This window comes from Desulfomicrobium apsheronum, from assembly GCF_900114115.1.
Lineage (GTDB): Bacteria > Desulfobacterota > Desulfovibrionia > Desulfovibrionales > Desulfomicrobiaceae > Desulfomicrobium > Desulfomicrobium apsheronum.
Genome location: NZ_FORX01000021.1, coordinates 56,757 through 70,270, shown reverse-complemented (window position 1 = coordinate 70,270; position 13,514 = coordinate 56,757). Strand labels below are relative to the sequence as shown.

At 58.8% G+C, this 13,514-nt stretch carries 11 protein-coding genes; 5 read left to right on the top strand and 6 right to left on the bottom strand.

Features of this window, described 5'->3' with window-relative positions; translation table 11 throughout:
- Window positions 1–63: 63 nt before the first annotated feature.
- The 3 genes from BMZ40_RS16475 (at window position 64) to BMZ40_RS16465 (ending at window position 2,280) form a co-directional block, all read left to right on the top strand.
- Complete coding sequence (locus BMZ40_RS16475) at window positions 64–384, top strand: putative quinol monooxygenase (RefSeq protein WP_092378427.1); 321 nt, start codon at window positions 64–66, stop codon at window positions 382–384.
- Window positions 385–604: 220 nt separating this feature from the next.
- Window positions 605–1,960 carry a methyl-accepting chemotaxis protein gene (locus BMZ40_RS16470; protein ID WP_092378424.1) on the top strand — a complete coding sequence of 452 codons (1,356 nt, stop codon included), beginning with the start codon at window positions 605–607 and terminating at the stop codon, window positions 1,958–1,960.
- Between the two features lie 152 nt (window positions 1,961–2,112).
- Entirely contained in the window at window positions 2,113–2,280 is a 168-nt protein-coding gene (locus tag BMZ40_RS16465) for a diguanylate cyclase domain-containing protein (RefSeq protein WP_092378421.1), read from the top strand.
- A gap of 115 nt (window positions 2,281–2,395) precedes the next feature.
- Here the strand turns inward: BMZ40_RS16465 and BMZ40_RS19710 are convergent, their stop codons facing one another.
- On the bottom strand, window positions 2,396–2,539 hold the full coding sequence (locus BMZ40_RS19710) for a hypothetical protein (protein WP_177193233.1): 144 nt from the start codon (window positions 2,537–2,539) through the stop codon (window positions 2,396–2,398).
- Between the two features lie 315 nt (window positions 2,540–2,854).
- Between BMZ40_RS19710 and BMZ40_RS16460 the strand changes: the two genes are divergently transcribed.
- Both BMZ40_RS16460 and BMZ40_RS16455 read left to right on the top strand, forming a co-directional pair.
- Window positions 2,855–4,426: a DEAD/DEAH box helicase gene (locus tag BMZ40_RS16460; RefSeq protein ID WP_092378418.1), complete on the top strand. Its 1,572-nt coding sequence runs from the start codon at window positions 2,855–2,857 to the stop codon at window positions 4,424–4,426.
- A gap of 163 nt (window positions 4,427–4,589) precedes the next feature.
- A complete protein-coding gene (locus BMZ40_RS16455; protein WP_092378416.1) occupies window positions 4,590–5,567 on the top strand; it encodes an AEC family transporter in 978 nt (325 codons plus the stop codon).
- Window positions 5,568–5,769: 202 nt separating this feature from the next.
- On the opposite strand, the gene BMZ40_RS16450 is transcribed toward BMZ40_RS16455, so the two are convergent.
- The 5 genes from BMZ40_RS16450 to BMZ40_RS16430 all read right to left on the bottom strand — a co-directional run bounded on the left by BMZ40_RS16450 (window position 5,770) and on the right by BMZ40_RS16430 (window position 13,512).
- Window positions 5,770–9,225, bottom strand: a complete 3,456-nt coding sequence (locus tag BMZ40_RS16450) for an acyl-[ACP]--phospholipid O-acyltransferase (protein ID WP_092378413.1) — start codon at window positions 9,223–9,225, stop codon at window positions 5,770–5,772.
- 75 nt (window positions 9,226–9,300) lie between these two features.
- Window positions 9,301–9,810 (bottom strand): M23 family metallopeptidase, encoded by a 510-nt coding sequence (locus tag BMZ40_RS16445; RefSeq protein WP_092378410.1) that lies wholly within the window; start codon window positions 9,808–9,810, stop codon window positions 9,301–9,303.
- A 16-nt stretch (window positions 9,811–9,826) separates the two neighbouring features.
- Window positions 9,827–11,137, bottom strand: a complete 1,311-nt coding sequence (locus BMZ40_RS16440) for a phosphatase PAP2/dual specificity phosphatase family protein (protein WP_092378407.1) — start codon at window positions 11,135–11,137, stop codon at window positions 9,827–9,829.
- Window positions 11,092–12,828: a bifunctional alpha/beta hydrolase/class I SAM-dependent methyltransferase gene (locus tag BMZ40_RS16435; protein ID WP_092378403.1), complete on the bottom strand. Its 1,737-nt coding sequence runs from the start codon at window positions 12,826–12,828 to the stop codon at window positions 11,092–11,094. Before BMZ40_RS16435 ends, BMZ40_RS16440 begins: the two co-directional genes overlap by 46 nt.
- 42 nt (window positions 12,829–12,870) lie before the next feature.
- Entirely contained in the window at window positions 12,871–13,512 is a 642-nt protein-coding gene (locus BMZ40_RS16430; protein WP_143075674.1) for a lysophospholipid acyltransferase family protein, read from the bottom strand.
- Window positions 13,513–13,514 lie beyond the last annotated feature (2 nt).

The following is a 13,514-nucleotide window of genomic DNA, read 5'->3' as shown; positions in this document are numbered from 1 at the left end:
TCTTCAGATTATCTTATACCACAAAACATATGTGACATTTTGACACAGCAAAAGGAGAGATGCATGTTCGCCGTTATCGTAAAAGTTCACATCAAGCCTGAGCACAAAAAGATGTTTATTGACGAAATGCTCGCTGATGGGCGTGGTTCAGTAAACAATGAACCGGATTGCCTTCTTTTCAATATCGTTCAAGATCATGATGACGAGAACCTTCTCCACCTCTATGAAGTCTATAAAAGTGCTGAAGCCTTCGAAGAACACAAGGCAACTCCCCACTTTGTACGCTGGGTTGAAACCACGCAGGACTGGCTTGCAAAACCTCTGGAGATAGCGACCGGCGTTCACCTGTTTCCGGAGGACCGCGTCTGGAAAAAACAGGGCTGACGTCACGAATGCGAGGCCGTGACGGAAATTCCGATACGTGACCTCCGATGTCCTGCCTGCTTGCATGGCCAGGGTGGTATCAAAGCAAGACCAGCACAAGGCTTGATCTGTTTTTTTTGATACCACCCTTTTTTTTGCCCTGAAGATTGCAAATCCCAGTTCGCCCCCCCATTTTCCCGGCACAGCACTTGCTTTCCTCCGTTCTCCAGGAGGCAACACCATGCAATTCTTACAATTTTGGATAAGCAAACAGAATAAGAACGTTTCTTCACCCGCAAGCACACCCCCCGGCGCGGACACACGCACCGATGCCGCGTTGCTTGACGCCGTTGCAGGGGCCATTGCTCTGCAGCGGCTGGCCAGCCCCCTCGACGCTTTGGGGACGCGGGTCAATGCCACCACCGAGGATGGGCTCAGGCAGGTGGCCGTAATCGGGACACATACCGCCGCAGTGGCAGACCGCGCCGACGCCATGAACAGTCACGCGTCGCGTCAGGCCGAGATGGCGCAGGCCGCCATAGAACACATGGCACGCCTGGAATCCCGCCTGGGCGAAGTCGAGATGCGCGCCAAAGAACTCTCCGGCGCCATGGCAGAACTGCTCGGCTTCGTGGCCACGGTGGAGACGCGCATCAAGGGCATCGGCTCCATTGCCCACGCCATCCGCGACATTGCCGCCAACACCAACATGCTCGCCCTCAACGCCACCATCGAGGCTGCCCATGCCGGAGCTGCGGGGAAAGGATTCGGCGTCATCGCCAACGAAATCCGCACCCTCTCCCACCAGACCGTGGACGCTACCACTCGTGTCGACGACCAGAACGACGAAATCGGCCGGAATGTCGCCTCCATGGTCGAGGCTGTGCGCCGGGTGGAAGACTTTGTGGGACGGATGCAGGCGTCCATGGACGCCTGCCTGGAGGATGCGCGGGTGGCTCGGCCATGCGTGGAGGAAGGCGGGGCGCTGGCCGTGAACCTACGCGGCGAAAGCCAGAATATCGTGAGGGACGTAGCTGCCGTGAAGGACAGCCTTGCCGCGCTGCAGGACGGCAGCGCCTCCCAGGCCCGCGAGGCCGAAACCCTGGCCATCCATGCCCGGCAGGTCAGCGAAACTTCCGAGAGCCAGCTTGCAGCCGTGGGCAGGCTGCGTTTCGCCGCCCACGAACGGGCCCGGCGGGCCGTTGAAGTCCTGGTACATGCCACCGGCATCAGCGCCATGGAGCGCCGCCCAGTGGAAACCGCCCTGCGCAACGCCATGAGCCAAGGGCTTTTCGAGTTGCTGTACGTAACCGACGCCAAGGGCAGACAAATCGTGGACAATGTGGGCCAGGTGGCCACAATCTACGGCGACACCGGCCTTGGCAAGGACTGGTCACAGCGGCCCTGGTTCCGCCACCCTGCCGAACAGCGCAAAACCTATGTCTCGGACTTCTACCGTTCCGCCGCCACCGACGCCTACTGCCTCACGGTTTCCGCTCCCATCCTCGACGCATCGGGCACCCTTCGCGGAGTGCTTGGGGCGGACGTCGATCTGGGCCGCCTCGTGGAAATGGCCCGCACGCACTCGACGGACTGATGCTCGATTTACTTTTTTTGAAATATAACGAACCGTTATTTAACAAAAAAGTCAAAAAATCCTGATCGGGCAGCGAAGATGTAAAAACACGCCTCAACTGACATGGAAGTGGCTTGCACGATTACCGAAAGCATTTGTGACCGAGTGGGAAAATGGAAGTCTTCGCAAAGGATGGTCGGCCCGTGCACATAAAGACCAGCATTGGAGTCGCGGAACTTCGTCTGAAAGCGGAAACGGTGTCCGATTTGATGATTTGCGCGGATCAGGCATTGTATGACGCAAAAAATTTGGGAAGAAATCGAGTCGAGTGTTTAAAATGAGTATTCACGACAATGAAGGGGAGAGTGCTCCCCTTCATTGCGTAACAATGCGCATAAATCTTCACCAACACCATTAAATGAATGAGAAAATAAAAAAAAGGGAATTAAAACAGTATTAAACTTTTTTAACCTGTTTATCCTGTTTTTCCTTTTTCTTTTCCGCGCTTTTGCTTTCTTTCTGCTTTTGCATCTTGTTTTTGTCTTTTTTTCCGCCCTTGTCGCCCATGATCCACTCCCGGGTATAATAGATCGCGTTCATTCAAAGGCTCCAGATTTCGTGCCACTATTGGGGCGTGAGGAAATCGGAGCAGCCATAGTGGAAATTTATTTTCAAATAGCACGTCGGCATTCGTGCGGCAATATATTCATAAGGTTCGGAATTACTGAAATTCAAGACCTGCCAAATCGCTCCGCTTACCATTTCCTTGCAGAGTGGACACTCTCGCCGGAACTGACTAGAGAATGGCTTGCGAACGCATTCAAATCCGCATCCCATTTTTCGGACTTAATCCAATCTCCGGACACCCCGGTTCGCCCACACACTTTTTTCATCACCCACCGTTGAAGGAATATTATGTCATTTGATCAACTTGGCCTGCGGGTCGAACTTCTGAAAGCTGTCAAGAACAAGGGCTATGAAGCCCCCACCGCCATTCAGGCCCAGGCCATACCCGTGATCATCTCCGGGCGGGACATCCTGGCCCGCGCGCAGACCGGAACGGGCAAGACAGATGCCTTCGGCCTGCCCATCGTCCAGATTCTGGGCCAGACGCGCGGCAACGGCCATCACCCCCGCGCCCTGATCCTCACCCCCACGCGGGAACTGGCCTTGCAGGTCGGCGAGAGCATCAAGGCCTATGCGCGCAAGGTCTCCCTGCGCTGCACCGTGGCCTTTGGCGGAGTGCGCATCGAACCCCAAATCGCGCGACTGGAACGCGGCATCGACATCCTGGTGGCCACCCCAGGGCGTCTGATCGACCTTGCAACCCAGGAGCATCTCAACCTCGCAGCCATCGAATTTCTGGTCTTTGACGAAGCCGACAGGATGCTTGACCTCGGATTCAGCGGCGAGATCAACACCATCTTGGACCTTCTGCCCAAGGATCGCAGGACCATGCTCTTCTCGGCCACCTACACGCCGCAAATCAAGGCGCTGGCCGCGCGGATGCTGAACAAGCCTGAGTACATAGAGGTCACGCCCGACACTGCCGCAGCCGAAGCGGTCGTGCAGAAGGTGCACATGGTGAACAAGGACAACAAGCTCCCCTTGCTGTTGCACCTCATCGAAAAACAGAACCAGGACCGCATCCTGGTCTTCGCCCGCACCCGGACCTGGGCCAACAGGCTGACCGACAAACTGGCCGCGCACGGGATCAGTGTCGCGGCCCTGCACGGAAGCAAGAGCCAGTCGCTCAGGAAACGCACCCTCGAAGAGTTCAAGGACGGCAAGATCCACATCCTCGTGGCCACGGACGTGGCGGCGCGCGGGCTCGACATCAGCAACCTGCCCTTCGTGGTCAATTACGATATTCCGAACTCTCCCGAGGATTACGTGCACCGCATCGGCCGCACAGGCCGCGCCGGTGTCAGCGGCATCGCCGTGTCCCTGGTCAGCCCCGAGGAACATAACCTCCTGCTGGCCATCGAGAACCTGTTGCGCAACAAGATCCCCGTGGAAGCGGTCAAGGGATTCACGGAAGACAGTGATCTTCCCGATTTCGTGCTCTACCGGCCCGGCAACATGAAGAGCGAACGGAACGCTCCGAGGGAAATCAAGGCACTGGTGACCAAGAAGTCGGACGCCAAGCTGCGCGTGAAGTCCGGAAGCTCCAAAAAGTCGGACTCCGACAAGGATTCGGGCTCCAAATCAAAGCCGCGCGGCGCAAGGAATGAGAAACCCGACGCCAAAGGTGGATCCGGCACCGGCGCAAAGCCCGAATCGAGTGCGCGTGGCAGAAGAAGCGACAAGCCGGACGCCCGTGGCAAATCCGGCGCTGATTCAAAGCCGGAGTCGAAAGGACGCGGCAGACGCAATGAAAGATCGGAAGACCCGGGTGCGAGCAGGCGTGGCGGAAATTCTAGAAGCGGCAGGCCCGATTCGCGGCCTTCGCAGCCGACCCGGGGCAGATCAAGAGGCAGAGGGTAACGGCGTTTCACCGCTCGGCGCTGGACGAATTGGAAGCTGAAATCATCAAACTGAAGTGAGTTGACGACATGCGCATCGCAGACAGAATCGCACGACTCGGCACCGAGACGGCCTTTGACGTAGCCTTCCGCGGAAGTAAACGCGGCTGACGCAAGCACACGACATGGACAAAGTTCTCTTCTCCCTGACCGTCATCGTCACCGGCCTGGGCCTGGGCTGGCTCGTGCGCATGGCCGTGGACGCAGGCCGACTGCATCTGCCCGTCGACATGCCGCGACTGCGCGTGGGCCTGCAGAAGGCGGCGCTGCTATGGGTTTTGCCCCTGACCTACTGCGGGGCCATCTGGAACCTGTCCCTGGGGGACGTGGAACTCGTGGCCATGCCCTTCGTGGGGGCCTCGGTGTTCCTGCTCGGCGGCTTCCTGGCCTTGGCCGCGGCCAGGCCCCTGGGCCTGAGCGCGCGCCAGACCGGGGCCTTCTACTGCTGCGGATCGTTCACCAACATCGGTGCCGTCGGGGCCATGGTCTGCCACACCTTTCTGGGCGAAGCGGCCTTCGCCCTGGTCCCGGCCTACAAGCTCTTCGAGGAGATCGTCTATTTCTCCTTCGGCTTCCCCCTGGCCCGGGCCTATGCCGAGGGCGGGAGGCAGGGCGGCGGGGCCATGGCGGGTCTGCGGCGCGTCGTGACCGACCCGTTCATCATCGTGGCCCTGTCCTCCATGCTGCTCGGGGGAATCCTCAACCTTTCCGGCCTTGAGCGCCCCTCCTTCTTCCCGCTGCTCAACAGCATCCTCGTGCCGACAGGATCGCTCATGATGCTTTTCTCCATCGGCCTTGCCATGCGCTTCACACGCCTGAACAAGTATTTGCGAGAGTGCGCGGTCATCATAGGCATCAAGTTCGTGTGCATGCCCATTCTGGCCACGGGAGCCGCGGCAGCCCTAGGATTTGGAAGCATCATGGGCGGCGCGCCCCTCAAAGTCGTGCTCATCCTGTCTTCCATGCCCGTGGCCTTCACAGCCCTCATCCCGCCATCCATCTACGACCTGGACATCGACTTGGCCAACGCCTGCTGGTTCGCCTCCACCCTGGCCCTGATCGTAGTACTGCCCACGCTGTACTGGCTGACAGGACTACTCTAAAGCTTCCGTGGACACTCTTCATCCGCTTCATATGAAATGAAGAACCATGGAAGCAATGCGATAATTGGACAAATATACCTCGCATCCTCAAGAAGGCCAGAAGAAGACCTAAGCGCTCCGCCAACACATCTTCACAAAATCGAACAACTTGAAAATTGCTTAACAATAAGAGTCGGATAAAAAACGACGACTTTACCCTCCCTTACGCAGTCGCAAATTCAAGCGCCATTGCTTTGGCGCCTGCAAGATCCTTCTTGCCGGTCCCGAGCTTCGGGATTTCCTCAACGGCATAAAATTTGTCAGGGACAAAGATCGGATTCGTCCCGCCTTCGATCATGGTTTTCCTGAGGACCGCAGGCTCATTCATTCCACTGACCAGGGCCACAATTCGTTCCCCTTTTTTCGCGTCGCGCACGGCTACGGCCACACACTCGGCACCCGCAAGGGCGGCGCGAAGCAACGCGTCCTCCACTGCTGCCAGGCTGACCATCTCTCCGCCGATTTTTGCGAAGCGCGAATAACGGTCCAGAATTACAAGAAAGCCGTCCTCATCGATACGGCCCTTGTCGCCGCTCTTGTACCAACGGATGCCGTCCTGTTCGATAATGGCGCCCCTTGTCCGGGCCTCGTCATCAAGATATCCCTTCATGATCTGAGTGCCGCCGATGAGGATCAGGCCGGCTTCCCCTGCGGGCAGATCCTCAAGGGTTTCCGGGTCCACCACGCGCAAGGCGCTTCCAGGCAATGGCAGGCCCACCGTCCCCGGCTTCGAGCCCACCTGCACCGAGAACCCATTGGTGTTGAGCACGTCCACGGTATTTACACTGGCCACCGGAGTGGTCTCCGTGGTGCCGTAGCCTTCGTGAATCTCCAACCCGAACTTTTCCTTGAAGGCCCGGCGTGTCTCGTCGCTGAGCCGCTCCGCACCGGCGACAACCAGACGCAGAGAGGAGAACATGAGACGGTGCAGTTTCTGATTGCGGGCGTAGAGGCCAAGAAATGTAGGGGTGGCGCAGAGGAACGTCGCCTGATGTTCGGCGGCAAGGCATCCGATCCTGTAGGCGTCCGTGGGGTCGGGATGGCAGACCACGGGTATGCCTTCAATCAGCGGCATGAATGTGGTCACCGTGAGGCCAAAAGCGTGAAAGAGCGGCAGCGTCCCAAGGAAGACATCATGATCCCGGGCGTTGAACAGGCTGGCCACCTGCTTGATGTTGCCCATGATGTTCTCGTGAGTGAGCATGACTCCCTTGGGTGATCCTTCGGAACCGCTGCTGAAGAGAATGGCCGCAGTATCCTCCAGGCAAACCCGATGAAAAAAGAGAAGCCGCAGGGCAAAGGCGGGGAGAACCTGAGACGCGATCATGGTAGCGATAAAAGCGCCCTTGCCGATGCCCGAGCGCAGCGTTTCCATGAAAAACACCTCCCGGTCCTGCAGAATCCCGCCCAGGTCGATCCCCCTGCCCCGGAGTCTGGAGAGAAACGCCTCGGAAGTCACGATGGTCCCGATATGCGCCCGCTCGAGAATCCCCGACAGGGTGTCCGGCCCCGTGGTGTAGTTGAGGTTTACCACTGTCTTGCCGAGCATAAGCAGGGACATGTTGGCGATGACCCCTCCGACGCTGGCCGGCAGGAGCACACCCACGTTCTTCTGGCCGACGGTCCTTTTTCTCAGCATGCGGGAGGCGATAATGCACGTGGACAGAAGCATGCGCTGGGACATATCGCTCCCCGTCGAGTCGGCCACTGCGCGCCGCCCCGGATACCGCTTGGCTGTCTTGAGCCAGGCCATGTGCAGGGGATCGAAAGTTTGAGAATACTCCTTCCAGGCCGCGATGGACAGCCTGGAAACGATTTTCTTGACTTCCGAAGCCGAGCTCGCTGCGGCCATCGGTGGCCCGAAGCAGACCGTCACGTCACGGATGCCGCGGATGCGTGACGTCTCCCGCAGTCGCGGACCGGCGAAGGAAAACAGGCTGCCCCAGAGACCGCGCAGATAGAAGGGGACGATCACACAGCCCGACTCGCGGGCCGGAATCTCGAAACCGCGTTTGAACTCGCCGAGTTGTCCGTTGCGACTGATGGCGCCTTCGGGGAAGATAACCACGCAGTCACCAGCCTTGAGGGCCGCCGCCACATCCCGCAGGGCTTGTTTGCTGCCCCGCGAGGAAATGGGAATCATGCCCAGGCGCCTGAGAAACCACTTCAGGTACCAGCGCTCATAGATGGAGCGCTCCATGACGAAACGCAAACGGCGCGGGACGGCCAGATGCAGCACCGCCCAGTCGATCCAGCTGACATGATTCCCCAGCAGCAGCACCCCGCCGTCTGCCGGCAGGCTGTTGAGTCCGACCACCGACAGCCTGTAACGCTGGGAGAACAGAATGTAGAGCAGGTACCGCATCAGGGACTGGGGCAGCTTTCCGAGCGTATATATAGTGCCGGCCAGGGCGACTGCTGCGAGAATATAGAAAAGAGGCACGCTGCCAATGCCTGCGAGCGACATGGCAAGGGTCAGCCCCAGAAAGGCCAGCATGCCGATATTCTGGAGAAAATTGTTTCCGGCCAGAATTTTCCCCATTTCCCGGTCCCGGGCCGAGAATTGGATCAGGGCATTGAGCGGCACAACCAGAAGCCCCCCGCAGACGCCGTAACCGAAAAGGAGCGTGCTGAGCAGTGCCCGACTCTCGATGTTCGGCAACAGGAAGAGGCACACGGTCATGCCCATGGCTCCCAGGGGGATGGTGCCGGTCTCGATGAAATTGCGCGACACCTTGCCCGCCATTACGGAACCAACGACGATGCCCAGGCCGCCAAGAGCCAGCATGCCTTGGGTCACGACCGTGTTCGTTTCCCCGGCGACATCCTTGAGATAAGCCCCAAAGGTCGCAAGAAGGACCTGATTCACGGACCAGAAAATGGTCAGCCCGACGATAGAGAGCCAGATGACCTGCTTTTCCCTGAGCAACTTCACGTTGTCCCGCAGATACCCTCCCCGGAGGTATTTCATGCTGTCGATCACGACCTCTCGGTCTCCAGGACGGATTTCCGGCAACCGGAAGGCGAGGATGGTTTCCAGGACGGTTCCGGCCACCAGAATATAACCGCACGGAGCGATGGCCTTGAGAATTTCATGCGGACTGTCCGGCATGGTTTCCGGCAAAAACGCCTCGAAAAACATGGAAAAAATCACTGCGCCAAGGAGGATGGCCACTATGGTGACCGCCTGCACGGCGGCATTGGCCTGTGCAAGGCCCTCCTGCCCTGTCATTTCCTTGATATAGCCATACTTGGCTGGAGAATAGAAGGCGCTCTGCACGGCCAACAAGAATGTCATGAGAAAAGCGGGCCAGAACAGCCCCGCATGGTAAAAGATCACGATCAGCACTGCCAGAGGGATCGCAGCGGCCGCAGAGATCCTGATGACCCGGCTCTTGGAGAACCTGTCGGCGATGCAGGCGGCCGGAGTGAAAAGAAGAATGAACGGCAATAGCAGGAGGGCGTTCACTGTGGCGGTCAGTGCGATCTGTTCAGTTCCCGAAAAGGTCTTGAAGACCGTGTTCTGAACAACGATTTTGTGCCCCAGATCGGTGATCGCGTTGAGGAGCACCACCAGGATGTAAGGAGCGAATCCGCACATTTTTCTCAGGCTTTTCATTACCGTTATCCTCGTTCTCGGTTACGTCGGAATGGACTTCGACATTCAACTACTGCAGGACGTTAAGTGAAAAAATCATGGTGTGCCGCAGAGATACGGATCAGGGTCGAGGTAAAACGCCTTCCAGCAACCCTGCGTCGAATCGTCGATGTCCCACGGGACGGGAAAAATGCGTAGCACGGAGTAGTGCAGATGGAGCGGCGTGCCGCGTGCGTTGCCGGTATCGCCGAGTGTCCCCAACTCGCCGCCGGGCGGGACAAGACGAAACGCGGACGTCGTGAGGGAGTCCAGGTGGGCGTAATAATGCAGACGCCATTTCGGCCCCAGCACCACGGCCACGTTGCCGCCCCGGTCGATGCTCCCGACAAAAAGCACAATACCCGCCGTGGCGCTCGTCACGACTGTCCCCAGGCGGCCGAAGATGTCGATGCCCTTGTGGACCCCGGACAGGCCCCACGACTCATGCCAGAAGGATTTCCGGTTCCAGTCGCCGGGTGTCGCCCCGACCACCGGGACCACGATCCTTTCCGGGATCGCGAAACCGGCAGCGATGATACACAGGATGATTACGAGGATTCCTTTCATTTCCGCCTGACGGACATCAGTCCAGAACCGTACACGTTTGCAGAAAAGACACGACTTCGTCACGCACCACCAGACCAGGCCTCTTCCCGCGCAACAGAGCAACCGCATCACGGGCATCCCCGCAGTCTCCCTTTTCGATGAGATAACCGCCGATGATCGCAGCGCTGCGCGAATATCCGACCTTGCAGTGCACATAGACCGTTCCGCGCTCCATTTCGTTTTTGATGAACGAGACGGCTTCGGCGAACTGGGCGCTGGTCGGGGCGGTCAGGTCGAGGATGGGCACATTCAGATAGCGTGCGGCCCGAAAGGACGGAGCCTCGGAGAATTCCGACGTCAGATCCAAAACTGCGGTAACGCCCAGGCCGATTGCCTGACGCGCCTGCGCATCAGACAGTCTTCGGCCCATCCAGAGACCGGGAAGTATTTCGTTCCATGGACCGGACCGACGGGAGTAATACACCAGCGACACGAAATGGCCGAGAATGACGGGAGCCAGCAGGATGCGGGAGCACAGCTGCAAACGACCGCCGTGCTTGCGATACACGTTGGGAAAAAGCCCGCAGTATGCGCTGCAGACCAGAAGCATTGCCGCGGCTGGCCACGCCGGAAGCAGATGTCCCGTTGCTGCCGCTGCCAGGCCGAACAAGACCGCGCCAATACCGTAGAGATGCGCTACACGATAATTCGCGGTTCCATGTTCCCTCGGACCACGCGAAAAAAGGTAACAGCAGAATACGGCCAGAACGAAGCCGCCGATGACATCGACGACATGATGCTGCCAGGTGAGAACGGTCGAAAATCCGACCAGACCGAACCATGCGAGCAGGGCCAATCGCAGCAACCTTGTGGTGGCGGCTGCGTACACTTCGGCGAGAATGCCTTGCAACGCGATATGCAGCGAAGGAAACATGTTGTACGGACGGTCGAACGCGTGCAAAAAGCTGAAGATCGTTCCAAGCCATCCGTCAGGTACCGGGCGTTCGAAGGCGAACCGCAGCGGGAAGCACAAAAAAAACAGACCCGCGATCAGAATGGCGAAACTGATGCGCCTGGCGAACATCCGGCGTTCGTCAGATCTCTTGCAGACAAAGGGCGCCATGACGAAAAACAGGTCTATGGACATGTACGGAATGATCATGAGGGGCACGAAAGGAATCATCCGCTCCCACGCCAAGACCACGGACCCGACATCGCCGCGCAGCGAAGTCAGCCATGAACAGCCTCCGTACACCGTGATGAACAGCACAGACGTGAATGCGGCGACGAGGGCCGCCTCTGTCAGTCCCTGGCGCGACGCGCCGTCGAGACGGTGAATATTCCCCATGGGTCGATCTCCATACCGATTTTCTCGAATCCGGCCGACCTGACCATCTCGTCCAGTTCCGCCTGGGAACGGCGGCGCATGATCCATGACGCGCCGTCACGATTGGGCAGGACCCTGGCGATGACCTCGAGCTGTGGATGCCAGGGCTGCCCCGTATAGATGAGGTACCCGCCCGGCTCGGTCACCTCGCCGATGGCCGTAAGGGAAGCGAGAACCAGGTCATTGTCAGGAAACAATTCGTAAAGGCCGGACACGATGACAACATTGGGACGCGGACTGACCGCCCGGATCGACTCTGGATCAAAGGCGTCGGCCCGTTCAAAATGCGTGCGACCGAGACCGAGGCTTGAAGCCAGCGCCCGGCCCTGCTCCAAATTTCCGTCGTCCCAATCCCGCAAAGTCGCATCGACTTCGCCCTTCCGCGCCTTGAGGACGCTCAGGACATAGCGGCCGCAGCCTGTTGCAACATCCAAAAGCGTGACCTGGGACGCAGCGGCTTCAAGATTGTCCATCACTACGTGAAGCTGTTTTTCCAGATGGCGGCGGCGCATGCGGATGCCTTTCCAGCCGATGGCGTCGAGGTAGGCGCGGTCGATGGCCCGGCCTATGCGGCCGAGGCCACGGGCGCTGTCTTCATACACGTAATCAAGACTTCTCCCCGAATCGAAACCGGTCTCCAGACCGATCGCGATTCCGCGGCTCAGCCTGCCCAGCGCCCGCAACGCATATTTTTGCATAGAAAAGAACGCTGTCCTTAGAGCTGACGTGGACTGCCGGAGCAGGTCATACTCCACGCGCATGGCGCCACCCTTGTGTGCGTTCAGCAGAAGCGAGCGGTCCACATCCTCCGTGAAGGACCGGATGACGAACTCGCGGATATCCTCCATGATGCAATCCCGGCCCGCCTCGTGAAGCAGGGCATGATGGAAGCCGGGATACTCGTGCATTTCCTTCCGGGTCGCCCCGAGATTTCTGTAGAATTTTCTCTGGGCCTCGGCTTCGACGACGCAGTCCGACCCCGCCGCGAGAATCAGCGTCGGCGTGGTGATGGCGGCGGCATCGTCCATGATCCGACCGGCCGTGTCGTGCATCTCCACAAGGACATTGACGGAGATGCGACGCGTGATCAGAGGGTCTGTTCGATAGAGACGCCGCTGCTCGGAGTCGTGAGTCAGCATGGCCGCGCTCACGTAGCTGCTGACAAAGGCCTTCTCCTTAAATTTGAGAAGCATGCGCAGCAGCGGCATGGCCATGGGGACATATAGCCTGATGCGGAAAGCTGGGGCGAGCAGGACCAGGGCCCGAATTCGCGGCGCGAAGTCGTGCACCCAGGCACAGGCCGTGACCGCGCCCACGCTGTTGGCCGCGATGACGATATTTTCGGCCGAAATGCCATGTTCGACACAAACGAAACGGACAAACGCATCCAAGTCTCTGACCAAATCGTAGTAGTTCTCTGCGTGTCCCCGGTCTCCCGGTGATCGGCCATGCCCCCGTAAGTCCCAGCAAAAGGCGCTGAAATCGCCCAGCCCCAGTTCCTGCACCGCACGGGCCAGACGCCCGGAGTGCTCATGGCCGCGATGCAGGAAGATCAGCGCCCTGTCAGTCGTCTCTGACGAACGCCAGCTGCGATAGAACAACTTAGCGCCATCCCAGCTGGAGAATGTTCCTTCGGATTCGATCCATTCCATAATGCTCCTCCCGAATCTGTTGTGCCCGCTACCGGCCAGGCCTCAGTCGACACCATGGCGGCTCACTGTCGACGCCAACCTTTCGAAGCTGTCCGCGAGACGTTTCATGAAACTCTTGCGACACCCGTCCCAATGCAACGCGGCTCCGACGACAACGTCACAAATGACAGGAACCAGAACCCATTCGCCCCTGGGCAGTGATTTACCGATCCCCTGCAGAAAGACGGGGATTACAGGTGTATTCGGGTGCCGTCTGGCCAGGTGCGCAATCCCGGTCCTGAATTCGCCCATGCGCTCCGGCTCCCCCCTGCTGCCCTCGGGAAAGAAAATAAGAGTCTCCCCGCCTGTCAGCGCCGCTGAGCAGGCGGCAAGGGGATCATCCCTGCGCCCCTCGGCCAAGCGCATGAAGGGAATGATGCCGATGACGTTCAGGGCGAACCAAGCCAGCCACCTGTTTCTCAGGAAATAGTCCTGCGCGGCCACCGGACGCACTTTTCTCAGACTGGACAGGGGGAACATCGACATGAGGACCAGAGCGTCGAGGTGGCTGTTGTGATTTGCGACCACGATGGACGGAGAAGTTGTGCCGAGGCCCTGGCGGTTTCTGACGTTCACCCCCATGATCAAAAAAATCAGGGGCCTGGCGAACAGGGTGAACCAAAGCAATCTGAGAATGCCTTTCATGT

Excerpts from the sequence above, each read along its gene's own strand:
- BMZ40_RS16470 (WP_092378424.1), top strand. The coding sequence starts at position 605 with ATGCAATTCTTACAATTTTGGATAAGCAAACAGAATAAGAACGTTTCT.
- BMZ40_RS16450 (WP_092378413.1), bottom strand. The coding sequence starts at position 9,225 with ATGAAAAGCCTGAGAAAAATGTGCGGATTCGCTCCTTACATCCTGGTG.
- BMZ40_RS16435 (WP_092378403.1), bottom strand. The coding sequence starts at position 12,828 with ATGGAATGGATCGAATCCGAAGGAACATTCTCCAGCTGGGATGGCGCT.
- BMZ40_RS16445 (WP_092378410.1), bottom strand. The coding sequence starts at position 9,810 with ATGAAAGGAATCCTCGTAATCATCCTGTGTATCATCGCTGCCGGTTTC.
- BMZ40_RS16475 (WP_092378427.1), top strand. The coding sequence starts at position 64 with ATGTTCGCCGTTATCGTAAAAGTTCACATCAAGCCTGAGCACAAAAAG.
- BMZ40_RS16440 (WP_092378407.1), bottom strand. The coding sequence starts at position 11,137 with ATGGGGAATATTCACCGTCTCGACGGCGCGTCGCGCCAGGGACTGACA.
- BMZ40_RS19710 (WP_177193233.1), bottom strand. The coding sequence starts at position 2,539 with ATGAACGCGATCTATTATACCCGGGAGTGGATCATGGGCGACAAGGGC.
- BMZ40_RS16455 (WP_092378416.1), top strand. The coding sequence starts at position 4,590 with ATGGACAAAGTTCTCTTCTCCCTGACCGTCATCGTCACCGGCCTGGGC.
- BMZ40_RS16430 (WP_143075674.1), bottom strand. The coding sequence starts at position 13,512 with ATGAAAGGCATTCTCAGATTGCTTTGGTTCACCCTGTTCGCCAGGCCC.
- BMZ40_RS16460 (WP_092378418.1), top strand. The coding sequence starts at position 2,855 with ATGTCATTTGATCAACTTGGCCTGCGGGTCGAACTTCTGAAAGCTGTC.
- BMZ40_RS16465 (WP_092378421.1), top strand. The coding sequence starts at position 2,113 with ATGGAAGTCTTCGCAAAGGATGGTCGGCCCGTGCACATAAAGACCAGC.